The organism is Amycolatopsis thermophila, assembly GCF_030814215.1.
In the GTDB taxonomy this organism is placed as follows: domain Bacteria; phylum Actinomycetota; class Actinomycetes; order Mycobacteriales; family Pseudonocardiaceae; genus Amycolatopsis_E; species Amycolatopsis_E thermophila.
Map to the genome: position 1 here is coordinate 6,672,554 of NZ_JAUSUT010000001.1, position 12,734 is coordinate 6,685,287.

Sequence of the window (12,734 nt, forward strand, 5' to 3'; positions counted from 1 at the left end):
CTCCGTTACAGCGAATCGGACAGCAGCTGGATCGGACCGAGGCGTGACCACGGCTCGCGATCGACCGAGTACAGGCAGCTCTGACACTTGACGACCTGGAACCAGCCACCCTCGGACACCACGGGGTAGCGCCGCAGCTCCTCGGCTCCGCACCGGGGACAGGGACCGTCGACCGGGATCCGCTCCAGAACCGGGTTCTCTCGAATTTCATTCATATCCGCACAACTCCGCTGGTGTGCTCGGTGGTGACCGCGCGTCCTCGCGCTCGTTGGAGAACGTAGGACCGGGGTGATGCGGACCACCATCCCCTGCGCGAAGGCGGGCATCCACTTTCCGAAGCGGCCGGTGACGTCGGCAGAATATGATATATTCAGAAGTACTGCACGACGGAGTGCGAGGAGGAAACCGTGCCCGACACCCAGGACGGCCAGGCTCCCCTCACCTTCCACACGGACGACCTCGACATCGCGCGTGAGCAGGTGAGCCGGACCTTCGCCAGTCACGACGTCCACGTGGCGAACAGCCGAGACCTGAACTTCCGGCTCGAGCTCGCGCCGTCACCGCGCCTGACCATCGGGCGGATGTCCTACGGCGCCGACACCACGATCCTCGGGCCCCCGATGCGGCTCTGCTACCACGTCAACCTCCCGGTGACCGGCCGGAGCACGGTCGAGCAGAACGGCGTTCGCCGGAGCTTCGTCGCGGGTGAGGCCGGCGTGGCGTTCGTCCCCCAGGCGCCGGTGCTGGTGCAGTGGAGCGCCGATTCCTGGCAGTACCACGTCAAGCTCCCCAAGGACCTCCTCGAGGCGCACGCCGCCAAGCTCACCGGGCACGCGGCGGGCGGCGAGATCCGCTTCGACCTCACCTTCGGGCTCGGTTCCGGTCCCGGCCAGGCGCTCGTCGCCACGGCGGGCTTCCTGTACGCCGAACTCACCCGCCCGGGTGGGATCGGGACGATCCCGGCCGCGTGCCACGAGCTGGAGTCCGCCCTCATGACCCAGCTGCTGATGACGCTGCCCAGCCAGATCAGCCCGGCCCTGCACAGCAAGCCCGCGCACACCCGGCTGTCGAAGATCCGCGAGGTCGTGGACTACATCGACAACCACCCGGGGGACGAGATCACCACGGCCGACCTCGCCGCGATGGCCGGTGTCAGCGCCCGGGCCCTGCAGGCCGGGTTCCAGGAGGTGGTCGGCATGTCCCCGACCGCGTACCTGCGCGGCGTCCGCCTGGACCGGGTCCACCTGGAGCTGCTCGGCGGAAGCCCGGGTACGGTCACTGAGATCGCCGCCCGGTGGGGCTTCTACCACCCCGGCCGCTTCGCACGGCAGTACCGCGAGCGGTTCGGGCAACTGCCCTCGGACACCGTCCGGCGGTGACCGGCGGTCAGGCCGAGCGGTCCCCCAGCCCGCGTGCCGCGGCCGACCAGTCGTGGACCAGCTGTCGCAGGTCCAGCTCGTCCGCTGACGGCGCCTGGGGCTCGCGGGCCGGTGTCCGGCTGAACCGGGGTGCCGGGCGCGGGTGCAGCACGTCGCCGACCCGGGCGAACACCCCGCGCCCGGCGTTGTGCGGGTGGTTCGCCGCCTCGTCGAAGGTCAGCACCGGGGTCACGCACGCGTCCGTGCCCGCGTAGATCTCCGCCCATTCGTCGCGGGACTTCCTCGCCACCGCGGCGGCGATCAGCTCCCGCAACCGGGGCCAGGCGCCCCGGTCGTCCTGGGCGGGCCAGTCCGCCGTGTCGACGCCCAGCCGGGAGAGGAACTCGCGGTAGAAGTCGGCTTCGAGCGCCCCGACCGCCAGATACCGCCCGTCCGCGCAGCGGTAGGTGTCGTAGAACGGCGCGCCCGAATCCAGGTAGTTGGTACCCGGGTCGTCGCTGTAGCGCCCGGCCGCACGCAGGCCCTGGATCTTCGCGGTCAGCAGCGCCACACCGTCGACCATCGCGGCGTCGACCACCTGGCCACGCCCCGAGGATCGCGCCTCCAGTACGGCGCACACGATGCCGAACGCTGCGACCAGCGCCCCGCCCGCGTAGTCGCCGAGCAGGTTGATCGGCGGCCGCGGCGCCTCGCCGGCCCGCGCCATCGCGTGCAACGCACCGGTCTGCGCCACGTAGTTGATGTCGTGGCCCGCCTCGCGCGCGAGCGGGCCGCTCTGGCCGTAGCCGGTCAACCGGGCGTAGACGATCGCCGGGTTGCGCCGCAGCAGTACCGCCGGGCCGAGTCCGAGGCGTTCGGCCACCCCGGGCCGGTAGCCCTCGATGAACACGTCCGCAGCGCCGGCCAGGCGCAGCACGGCCTCGACGCCCTCGGAACTCTTCAGGTCGGCCGCGACCGCCCCGACACCCCGGTTGGCGAGGTCGTGCTCGGGGAGCAGCCCGTCGGTCTGGCCGAGGGCGCGGCCGCGCCGGTTCGGCGGCCGCGTGACCCGCACGACCTCCGCTCCCATATCGGCCAGGAGCATGCTCGCGAACGGCGTCGGCCCCATCCCGGCGAGGGCGACGACCCGCAGACCGGACAGGGGCCCGCTCACCGGGGTGTCCTCGCGACGGGCGTAGGGGTCGGGTGTCATCATCTGCTCCCTCGCGGTGTCGTCCTGCACCGACCGTCATGTTCGTGCATGAAATATTATATTGTCAACTGTTCCAACCAGGCGCTCCGGCCTTGACATATGAAATTTCATGCACGATCGTTCCTCCTATCGGGCGACTCCGCCCGCCCCACTCCCAACACCGTGAGAGAGGTGTCCAATGACGGCCACCGAAGGCAGTGTGCCGGCCCGGACGATGCGGCGTATCGCGATCGCCAGCGGTACCGGCACGGTCATCGAGTACTACGACTTCTTCATCTTCGCGACCGCGGCTGCCCTGGTCTTTCCCAAGGTGTTCTTCCCCGCGCTGGGTTCGGCGGCCGGCACGGTCGCCTCGTTCGCCACGCTCGGGGTCGCATTCGTGGCCCGCCCCCTCGGATCGATCCTCTTCGGACACTTCGGCGACCGGCTGGGCCGCAAGCGGACCCTGGTGACGACGCTGCTCATCATGGGTGTGGCGACGGCGCTGGTCGGGTTGATGCCCACAGCGAACCAGATCGGGGTTGCCGCGCCGATCCTCGTCGTGGCGCTGCGGGTCCTGCAGGGACTCGCGCTCGGGGGCGAATGGACGGGCGCGACACTGATGGCGGCGGAGAGCGCTCCCGCGGGGCGGCGCGGCTTCTGGTCGATGTTCGGCTCGCTGGGCGGCTCCATCGGTTTCGTCCTGGCGAGTGCGACGTTCCTGCTGACCGGGGCGACCATGAGCGAGCACGCGTTCGCCAGTTACGGCTGGCGCATCCCGTTCCTGGCGAGCTTCATCCTGGTGGCGGTCGGGCTGTTCGTCAGGCTCGCGGTGGACGAGACGCCGGTGTTCAAGGGTGAGGTCGCGCGGGGTGGCACCTCCGGCGCCCCGTTCGTGGAGGCTCTCCGGAGCCAGCCCCGCGAGATCGTCTTCGCGTCGGGAGTCCTGGTGATGGTGTTCGCGTTCTACTACCTGGCCGTCGGGTACCTCATCAACTACGGCACCGCCGTGCTGAAGCTGAGCCGCCCCACGGTCCTGTCGATCGGCATCCTCTCCGGCGCGATGTTCGGGATCGCGATCGTGCTGGGTGCGGCGATCTCGGACCGGACCGGCCGGCGGCGCATCATCCTGGCCGGGAACGCCGCGGCCCTCGTGTGGGCCCTGGTGCTGTTCCCCGTCCTGGACAACGCTTCGGCGGTCACGTTCGCCGTGGGGTCGTGCGTGACCACCTTCATCGCCGGGTTCGCCTACGGCCCGGTGGGGGCGTTCATGCCGGAGCTCTTCCGCACGCGGTACCGCTACAGTGCGACGGGCTTCACCTACAACGTGGCCGGCGTCCTCGGCGGCGCGGTGCCCCCGCTGGTCGCGGCCGCCCTCACGGCGTCCTTCGGAGGATGGGCGTTCGGCCTGTTCCTCGCCGTGCTCTGCCTGATCAGCCTGGGATGCACCCTCGCCCTGCGCGAGACCCGGCATGCCGAGATGGACCAGCCGGCCGAGAAGGTCGCCCTGAAGTAGTCCCCTCGGCGGTACCCACCAGGCGTCGGCCCGGTGGGTACCGCCGAGTCTGCCGAAGACCTTGCGCACATAGCGGCCGGGATCGCGGCGATTCCTCCACACGGAGCGGAGCGCCGAACCGGCACCCGGCGATCGGCGTCAAGCGGCGTCGCGCACGGACTCCAGCGCGGCCATGCCCGCCGAAGTCACCAGGGCGCGGACCCGCTGCCCGACACGTCCTGGACGCGCAGGTGCCACCAGAGCGCGACGGGCCAGCAGGTGCGCGGTGTACTGATCGCAGCACGGCAGCCCGTCGAAGAACATGTCGGGCTCACTGCTCAAGACCATCTCGGCTCGACCGGTGGCGGCCGCCCGCAGCATGGCGAGCGCCCGGCGGCTCAGGGCCTCGTCCTGGCACGTTCCCGGGCTCACGATCGCCTCCGCTCCGACGCCGGTGCAAGATAATATATTTTATCGAGCGAGCCGACGAGGGGCAACCCCGGCTCTGCACCCGTTGCCGGCAGCGCGGTGACCACAGGGCGCACAGACGCTTGCCGAACGCGCCGGGCCCGGCGTGGTTCACGGCGACCGCGGCGATGGTGCCGCGGTCGCCGTGATCACGGTACGGGCTCGTGACCCGCGTTCAGCCCTCGCTCAAGTTCTTGGTGAAGAACTCGGCCAGCTTCTCGATGGCCTGGGTGACGTACGGTTCCTTGTCGTACAGATCGACGTGGCTGGCGCCCTCGATCTGGACGAGCTCCGCGTTGTCAGCTGCACGCGACACCGCGTCCTGACTGACCGGCAGCGTCATCGCCCTGGTGCCGGCGATCATCAGCAGCGGGCGCGGCGCGATCTTGTCCACATCGCGGTACGCCGTGAACTGCGCCAGCTTGTCGGCGCTGCGGACCGCGATCGTGTTCGTCGCCCGCGGGTGCTGGGCACGGGGGGTCTTGTAGTAGTCGATGAACTCGGCGATCGCCTCCGGCGTCGACTCGTCGGCAGCCTCGGGCAGCAGCGAGATCGTCGGCGCCTCGCCACCGGCGGCCTCCACGTTCCGGGCCTCCGCGGCCGCGTCCAGCAGCTGGTCGAACGCCTTGTCGTCCCCGCCCGTGAGCCAGGCCGGCACATCGGCGGCGCTGACCGTGGCCACCGCCTTCATGCGGCGGTCGGTCTGGGCGCTGTACACCACGTAACCACCGGAACCGCAGATGCCCAGAATGCCGATCCGCGCCGGGTCGACGTCGTCGCGGGTGGTCAGGTACGACACCGCGTTGCGGAAGTCGTCCGCGCGCTGGATGGGATCTTCCAGGCCATGCGGCTCCCCCTCGCTCTCCCCCTGGTACGCGGCGTCGAACGCCAGGGTCACGAAGCCCTGCTCGGCCAGGCGGCGGGCGTAGAGCCCGGCGGCCTGTTCCTTGACCCCCGTGGTCGGGTGACCGACCACGACGGCCGGCCGCTGCTCCCGCGTCGCGGTGTCCGGCGTGTAGACGTGCCCAGCGACCATCAGGCCGTTGCTGGGAAAACGCACATCGGTCTTCATGGCAGAAGTCACCTCCGGGTGACGGGTCTGGATCTCGTGCGGCTGCCGGTTCGCAGCGCCCTTGGTTCCACGGTCTCCGATCCGGCTGGACGGGAAAAGGACCAACGTCATCCCGGGACAGAACCGTCCCCCTCAGCGGCGGGAGGCCGGACAACATCGCGTATTGAGTATGATGTATCGCCGGTGCGTTACCATCGACCAGGTGCGTGTTCCGGTGGCCGGACGGGAGTGACGATGACGGAGAACGTGATGCCGATGCGCGGACGAGGGCCGGCCAGGCAGCAACTGCCCGAGGAAGTGGCTTCGTACGTGCGGGAGCTGATCATCTCGGGCGAGGTGCGGCCGGGCGAGTTCCTCCGGCTCGAGCCCATCGCGGAAGCCGTCGGAGTGAGCAACACTCCGGTGCGCGAGGGTCTGCTGTCACTGCGCAGCGAGGGGTTCGTCGAGCTGGTCCCGCGCCGCGGGTTCGTGGTCGCGCCGTTCACCGAACAGGACGTGCGGGACCTGTTCTGGACGCAGGCGCAGCTCGCCGGCGAGCTGACCGCCCGCGCCGCTCGCAAGATCACCGCGGACGGGATGGCGCGCCTGGAGGCCAACGTCGACGAGTTCACGAAGGCGAGCGCCGAGGGACGCGAGGACCGAGTGGCCGAGCTCGGTCACCAGTTCCACCGGGAGATCAACCTCGCGGCCGACTCGCACCGCCTGGCCAGGTTGCTGAACTCCGTGGTCAAGCACCTGCCGAACCGCTTCTACGCCGAGATCGAAGGCACCGTGACGGGCAGCCAGGAGGCCCATCCACTCATCCTCGAGGCCATTCGCAAGCGTGCCGCGCGGAAGGCGCAGTCGCTGATGGCCGAGCACATCCTCGACAGCGGCGAACACCTGGTCGAGATGCTGCGCAAGCGCGGGGTGTGGGCCGAGACCTCCAGCGCCTGATCCGGCCACGGGGACAGCCCCGGCCAGGCCGGTGGGTCACTCCGGCTGCCCGGCCGTGAGGTGCCGCGCATCCGCGGCCCAGGACGCGAGGATCCGCAAGCCGTCGTGTGACGGTGTGCCGGGTTCGGCCGTCCAGACGACGAGTTGCTGGTCGGGGTCGGTCGTACAGGTCAGCGTGTCCCAGTCCAGGGTGAGTTCACCGGCCACCGGGTGCCGTATGAGCTTCGTGCCCACGGTCCGCGTGGCCACGTGGTGCCCGGCCCACCACCGGCGGAACTGTTCGTCCCGCACCGCGAGTTCACCGACGAGCTCGGCGAGCTGCGGGTCGTTCGGATGCCGCGCGGCCTCCATGCGCACCTGCGCGACGCACATGGACGCGACGTCCTCCCACCGCGGGTACAGCGCGCGCAGGGACGGTTCGGTGAACACCAGACGCAGGTAGTTGCGCCGTTTCGGGGGGATGCTCGAGAAGTCCATGACCAGGGCGGCCGCCATCGGGTTCCAGGCCAGGATGTCCATCCGGCGACCGAGGACCATCGCCGGCGTGGTGGGCAGGTCCTCGAGCAGGCGCCGCAGCTGGGGCTCCACCTTCTGCGCACTGCGGCGGCGCGGCCGGGCCGCTTCCTTGCCGGCGAGTTCGAACATGTAGGCGCGCTCGTCGTCGCCCAGCTGCAGTACGCGCGCCAGGGCGTCCAGCACCGGCACCGACGCCTGGATCCGGCCCTGCTCGAGCCTGCTGTAGTAGTCGACGCTGATCGACGCCAGGTGGGCGACCTCCTCGCGGCGCAGTCCCCGGACCCGGCGGTGGCCGCCGGCGGGCAGCCCCACCGCGCGCGGCGTCAGGTCCGCACGGCGCGCTTTGAGGAACTCGCCCAGCTGGCTCGCCCGAGGATTCCGTGGCATGTCGTCCAGTGTGGCGGATGCGAAGGCGCCACGGGAGGGAAGAACCTCTCCCCCGTTCGACTCCGGAATACTTAATATTTTTGGTATCGCAGGAGTGATGTCGGCAGCGGGAGGCGGCGCGGTGACACCAGGGGAAACCGTTCGACGCGAGCACCTGCGGTTCGCCGGACACCAGGGCGTCACGCTGGCCGCCGATCGCTGGGCGCCCTCGGGTGCCGAGCGGCGGACGGTGCTCCTGCTGCCCGGCGGCGGACAGACCCGGCGGTCCTGGAGCAGGACGGCGGAGCGACTCGCCGCCGAGGGCTGGCCGGCTGTCGCCATGGACGCGCGCGGCCACGGCGACAGCGAATGGTCCCCCGCCGGCGCGTACGCGCTGGACGATTTCGTCGCCGATCTGCACGCCGTCGTGGACCAGCTGGGCGCGCCGCCGGTGGTCGTCGGCGCCTCGCTGGGCGGCCGGACCGCGCTGGCGGCCGAGGGCGAAAGCCCCGGGTTGCTCGCCGGCCTGGTGCTGGTGGACATCACCCACCGGGTCGACCGGACCGGCCAGGCACGAGTGCGCAGGTTCCTGGAGAGCGCGCCGAACGGGTTCGGCTCGCTCGACGAGGCCGCGGCCGCGGTCGACGCGTACCGGCCGCGCCCGGGCACCCGCCGCAACCTCGACGGCCTCCGGAAGAACCTCCGCCGGCGCGCGGACGGTCGCTGGTACTGGCACTGGGACCCCGGGTTCCTCGGGTTCGCCGCGGACGCCCGCAACTCCGACGAGGCGCGCCTGACGGAGGCCGCGCGGCACGTCACCATCCCCACCCTCCTCGTCCGGGGCCGGCACTCGGACATCGTGCCGCCGGCCGCGGCCGCCGAACTGCTCGAGCTGATCCCCTCGGCCGAGCTCGTCGAGGTCGCCGCGGGACACATGATCGCGGGCGACGACAACGACGTCTTCACCGCGCGCCTGTGCGAATTCCTCGACCAGCGCGTGCCGTAGGACACTCAGCCTTCCCGGGTTTTTATACATAATATATAGTATGCCAGAATGGCGTCATCAGTCCTGCACCCGAACGCGAGGTCACCGCAGTGAGCGCAGCGAACCCGAGCAGCACCCCGAACCCCGCCCCGCTCGCCGGACTGCGGATAGTGGAACTGTCGAGCTACGTGGCGACGCCCTTGTGCGGAATGACGCTCGCCCAGCTGGGCGCCGACGTGATCCGGGTGGAACCGCTCGGCGGTGCGGCCGACCGGACCCGGCTGCCGCTGGCGCCGACCGGCACGAGCCTCTACTGGACCGGCCTGAACAAGGGCAAGCGGGCGATCGCGGTGAACCTGTCGGCACCGGCCGGCAAGGATCTCGTCGCCCGCCTGGCGGCCGAACGCGGCATCGTGCTCACGAACTCCGAACGGGTCGTGCCACCGGCGGATCTGCGCGCGCGACGTCCCGACCTCATCCACGTCCTGCTCACCGGACGCCAGGACGGTGGTTCGGCCGTCGACTACACCGTCAACGCCGAGTGCGGGTTCCCGCTGGCCACCGGCCCCGCGGGCGGCGATTCGCCGGTGAACCACCTGCTGCCCGCGTGGGACGTCGCGGCCGGACTGTACCTGGCGGTCGGCCTGCTCAGCGCGGTCCGCGAACACGCGCGGACCGGCCGGCCGCAGAACGTGCGCGTCGCGCTGGAGGACGTGGCCCTGGGCATCACGGGCAACCTGGGCTACCTCGCCCAGGCCCAGATCACCGGCGAACCGCGCGAGCCGGACGGCAACTTCGTGTACGGCACCTTCGGCAAGGACTTCGTCACCGCGGACGGCATCCGCGTCATGGTCGTCGCGCTCACCCCACGGCACTGGCGCGATCTGGTCGCCATGACCCAATCCGCCGAGGTGATCAAGGCGATCGAGACCGCTCGGTCGGCCGATTTCGACGACGAGGGCGACCGGTACCGCCATCGGCACCTCCTGGCGGCGGTGCTGGGCGACTGGTTCGCGACGCACCCCTACGCGGAGGTGGCAGCCGCCTTGAGCGAGACCCGCGTCGTGTGGTCGCGGTTCCGCACCTTCACCGAACTCGCCGAGTCCGGCCTCCTGCGCGACAACCCCCTGTTCAACGAGCTGGACCAGCCGGGCGTGGGGCGCCATCTCGCTCCGGGATCGCCGCTGGTCGTCGGGGGCGACCGGGCGCCGGCGGTGCCCGCCCCCGCGGTCGGCGAGCACACCCACGAGCTGCTGCGCGAGGAGATCGGGCTGCGCGAGCGCGACATAGACCGGCTCGTCCGCGAAGGCGTCATCGAACCGCCCGTGGTGTGAGCCGGCCGCGGCCCGGCCCGGCGTCAGGACGGGCCGGGCCGGGCGGGTCAGGCGATCAACAGTGCGGCCAGCGTCGCCGCGGGCATCGCCGGATCGTCTTCGGTGATCGCCCGGAGCAGCGCCGCGCTGCGCTCAGCTCCCAGGGCCGACAGCGTGAGATCCCGGAACTTGGCGTCGAGGTCGTGCTGCGACATCGGGTTCTCGGCCGTGCCGAGCGGGCTGTCGACGAACAGGTTCTCCCGGGTGCCGTCGGTGTAGGTGACGGTGATGTCGGCGACCCACTTGCCGCGGTGGGCCGCATCGAGGTCCGGCCGCGGGGTGATGTGGACGCGCCGGGCGAGCTTGTCCACCTCGCTGCCGTCGGACAGGTCGAGCCGTCCGGCCAGGAAGTCGTGGTGGGTGGTGAAGCCGTTGCCCTGGCCGAGCACCGCGAGGGCGAACTGGAACGGCAGGCTGTACTGCAGGTTTTCGATGGTCTGCGGGGCGTACGCGTGCGCGTTCCGGTCGCCGACGATGATGTTCCCGCCGGTCTGGATCCCCAGTTCGACGGTGTCGATCTCCGCGGCGCGGTCCGCCAGCCGGCGCGCGCCGTCGATGTAGGCGTGGTTGATGCCGCAGCAGCAGTACGGCTTGATCCAGATGCGGGTGATCTCGAACGGCCGGTCCGGGGCGAACGCGGCGGCGGCGTCGTCTCCCGCGGAACGCCCGACGAAAGTGCGGTAGAAGCCCTTGCCACCGCTGAGGAACTCCGCGGGACCGGTGATGCCCGCCTCGGCCATCTCCGCCGAGCGGATGCCGTTGCGGGCACCGATGCCGGCGTGCACCCGCTTCACGGACCCACCGGACGAGGTGTACTCGGTGCTTCCGGCGCAGTGGCTCGTCGCGATCGACAACGCGTGGTGGATCCGTTCGCGGTCGAAGCCGCGCATCTTCGCGACCACGGCGGCGGCACCGAACGCGGAGAGCACCGCGTGCGGGTGGAACCCGCGCTCCAGCAGGTCCGGCGCGGCGAGCGTACCGAGCCGGGTGTAGACCTCGTACCCGGCGACGATGCCCACCAGCACCTCGCGCATCGTCGCGCCGATCTCCTCCCCCACGGCCAGCGCGGTGGGCACCACGCAGCTGCCGGGGTGGCTCGAGCTCGCGCGGTGGGCGTCGTCGTACTCGAAGCCGTGGCCGAACGAGGCGTTGACGAACGCCGCGTCGGCGGCACTCATCCGGTCACCGGCGACGGTCACCCGGGCCGATCCGGGCGCGTGCGACGCCCGCGTGAGCCGCAGGACCGTCTGGCTCCAGGGCAGCGCGGCGCAACCCACCTGGACAGCCAGCTGGTCCTGCAGGAGCCGCCGCGCGCCGCGGACCGCGTCGGCCGGGAGTGTTACGTAGCGCAGCTCGTCGACCAGGTGCACCACGGCTGCTTCGAGCGGCGGGGCTTCCGGCATGGGCTTCTCACTTTCCTTCGCAACGCACCACGCGCTGCTGTCGTGACGTACCGATGTGTGCAAACTGCTACCGGGGCGGGCGCACGCAGTCCATGAGCGTGCTGACGTCCGCCACCGCCTCCAGTCCGAGGACCGCGTCGACCACGGCCGCCACGTTCGACTCGGGCAGGACACCGTCGGCGTTGTGCCGGAACTTGGCGACCAGGTCCTCGGTCGTCATCCGCGTGGCGGGGTCGGGTGACGGCACGCCCTTGGGGTAGCTGCGCTCCCCGACGAACGTCTTCCCGCGCGCGGTGACCTCGACCCGGGACGGGCGCGCCGCGGGGTGGCCGCTGATCGCCGAGACGTAGTCCGCGTGCGGCTCGTAGGACACCTTCTCCATCAGCTCGAGGACCGACCGGCTGTGCACCAGTTCCGGGTCCAGCCAGTCCCTGCCCGGCGGTACCCGGTGCGCCCCCACCGCGAGCCCGTGCGCGATGCTGAACTCGGCGTCCCGGGGTTCGGCGACCGTGCGGTTGAGCCACACCGGCTGCTGCACGAACGGCTCGCCCCACGTCTTGATGGAGTCGATCTCCTCCGGAGCGAGGTCGTGCGTCTCGACGATCTCCCGCAGCGCGTCGAGCGGGGCGTGCAGGATCCGGCAGTGGGGGTAGGGCTTGTAGGCCTGTTCGGTGACGAACTTCCAGTCGCTGCCCAGACCCACCGTGATCCGCTCGGGTTCCCAGCGGGTGGTGCCGATGAAGCGCGGCCAGCCGAACTCCGCGTCGTCGAGGATCCGCAGGTCACCTCGGTGCCCGAACTCGGCCAGGTGCGCGGCGGTCAGCGCCGTCTGCGGGAGGGTCCCCGCGAGCATGTACTTGATCGTCGTGCTCGGCGTGTGCATCATCCACGCCCGCATGGCGTTGACCGGGGCGGTACTGGCCGCGATGCCCAGTGCGTGCCCCAGCGTCCCCTCGGACAGGCCCTTCACCATCGCGACCGCGGCGGTCGCGCCGAACACCGTGCTGCTGTACCCGTAGACCGGCGGAATCGTCACCTCGCCGTCCTTGATGTCGCGCAGGTAGTCGGTCGCCTTGCCGATCCGGTACGACATCTCGTGCGCCACGGCCAGGGCCGCGATCAGGTCCTTCCCCGACTTGTGGCCCGCTTCGGCCACGGCCAGCGCACCGGGCACCACGTACGGGGTGACGTGGCCCGGCGGGACGACGGCGTCCATGTCGAGGGCGTTGACGAGGTCGGCGTTGGCGAACGCGGCGCCGAAGATCGAGACCTTGTCGGCGGCACCGATCAGCGTGGCGTCGCCACTCGCGCCGCCGAGCAGCGACGCGAACTCGACGGCCTTGCGCGCGCCGGGTTCGGCCACCGCGGCCAGCGCGCATCCGAGCGAGTCCAGCAGGATCCGCTTGCACTCCTCGACCACGTCGTCCGGCAGGGCCGCGAACCCGCTACGGCTGCTGAACTCCGCCAGGCGCTCGACGAGGGTCTGGGACATCGCTTCTCCGTTCTCTCTTAATATATTTTATGTAAACTCAACCCGTGGTGACTGTCAAGGGATGGTGGCCACCGGCGG

12 protein-coding genes are annotated in these 12,734 nt (G+C 70.8%); 5 read left to right on the forward strand and 7 right to left on the reverse strand.

Annotated features, from left to right (window positions below; genetic code table 11):
* Nucleotides 1–5 precede the first annotated feature (5 nt).
* Complete coding sequence (locus FB470_RS32665) at nucleotides 6–215, reverse strand: hypothetical protein (RefSeq protein WP_191244964.1); 210 nt, start codon at nucleotides 213–215, stop codon at nucleotides 6–8.
* Between the two features lie 192 nt (nucleotides 216–407).
* Here FB470_RS32665 and FB470_RS32670 point away from each other — a divergent pair, with 192 nt between their 5' ends.
* On the forward strand, nucleotides 408–1,379 hold the full coding sequence (locus FB470_RS32670; protein WP_306997844.1) for an AraC family transcriptional regulator: 972 nt from the start codon (nucleotides 408–410) through the stop codon (nucleotides 1,377–1,379).
* Nucleotides 1,380–1,386: 7 nt separating this feature from the next.
* Here FB470_RS32670 and FB470_RS32675 read toward each other — a convergent pair whose 3' ends face one another.
* A complete protein-coding gene (locus FB470_RS32675; RefSeq protein ID WP_306997847.1) occupies nucleotides 1,387–2,601 on the reverse strand; it encodes a CaiB/BaiF CoA transferase family protein in 1,215 nt (404 codons plus the stop codon).
* A gap of 148 nt (nucleotides 2,602–2,749) precedes the next feature.
* Between FB470_RS32675 and FB470_RS32680 the strand changes: the two genes are divergently transcribed.
* On the forward strand, nucleotides 2,750–4,066 hold the full coding sequence (locus tag FB470_RS32680) for an MFS transporter (protein ID WP_306997849.1): 1,317 nt from the start codon (nucleotides 2,750–2,752) through the stop codon (nucleotides 4,064–4,066).
* A gap of 138 nt (nucleotides 4,067–4,204) precedes the next feature.
* On the opposite strand, the gene FB470_RS32685 is transcribed toward FB470_RS32680, so the two are convergent.
* Together FB470_RS32685 and FB470_RS32690 are read right to left on the reverse strand one after the other, a co-directional pair.
* Nucleotides 4,205–4,477 carry a hypothetical protein gene (locus FB470_RS32685; RefSeq protein ID WP_370876630.1) on the reverse strand — a complete coding sequence of 91 codons (273 nt, stop codon included), beginning with the start codon at nucleotides 4,475–4,477 and terminating at the stop codon, nucleotides 4,205–4,207.
* Between the two features lie 211 nt (nucleotides 4,478–4,688).
* Nucleotides 4,689–5,585, reverse strand: coding sequence for an alpha/beta hydrolase (locus FB470_RS32690; protein WP_306997851.1), 897 nt, complete (start codon nucleotides 5,583–5,585; stop codon nucleotides 4,689–4,691).
* Between the two features lie 234 nt (nucleotides 5,586–5,819).
* Between FB470_RS32690 and FB470_RS32695 the strand changes: the two genes are divergently transcribed.
* Nucleotides 5,820–6,521 (forward strand): GntR family transcriptional regulator, encoded by a 702-nt coding sequence (locus FB470_RS32695; RefSeq protein ID WP_306997853.1) that lies wholly within the window; start codon nucleotides 5,820–5,822, stop codon nucleotides 6,519–6,521.
* A gap of 36 nt (nucleotides 6,522–6,557) precedes the next feature.
* On the opposite strand, the gene FB470_RS32700 is transcribed toward FB470_RS32695, so the two are convergent.
* Nucleotides 6,558–7,424 carry a helix-turn-helix domain-containing protein gene (locus FB470_RS32700; protein ID WP_306997856.1) on the reverse strand — a complete coding sequence of 289 codons (867 nt, stop codon included), beginning with the start codon at nucleotides 7,422–7,424 and terminating at the stop codon, nucleotides 6,558–6,560.
* A 121-nt stretch (nucleotides 7,425–7,545) separates the two neighbouring features.
* Here FB470_RS32700 and FB470_RS32705 point away from each other — a divergent pair, with 121 nt between their 5' ends.
* Both FB470_RS32705 and FB470_RS32710 read left to right on the forward strand, forming a co-directional pair.
* Complete coding sequence (locus tag FB470_RS32705; protein ID WP_306997858.1) at nucleotides 7,546–8,409, forward strand: alpha/beta fold hydrolase; 864 nt, start codon at nucleotides 7,546–7,548, stop codon at nucleotides 8,407–8,409.
* Nucleotides 8,410–8,498: 89 nt separating this feature from the next.
* Nucleotides 8,499–9,722, forward strand: a complete 1,224-nt coding sequence (locus FB470_RS32710; RefSeq protein WP_306997860.1) for a CoA transferase — start codon at nucleotides 8,499–8,501, stop codon at nucleotides 9,720–9,722.
* Nucleotides 9,723–9,769: 47 nt separating this feature from the next.
* Here the strand turns inward: FB470_RS32710 and FB470_RS32715 are convergent, their stop codons facing one another.
* Entirely contained in the window at nucleotides 9,770–11,164 is a 1,395-nt protein-coding gene (locus FB470_RS32715) for an MmgE/PrpD family protein (RefSeq protein WP_306997862.1), read from the reverse strand.
* Between the two features lie 67 nt (nucleotides 11,165–11,231).
* Nucleotides 11,232–12,656, reverse strand: a complete 1,425-nt coding sequence (locus FB470_RS32720) for an MmgE/PrpD family protein (RefSeq protein WP_306997864.1) — start codon at nucleotides 12,654–12,656, stop codon at nucleotides 11,232–11,234.
* Nucleotides 12,657–12,734: the final 78 nt, after the last annotated feature.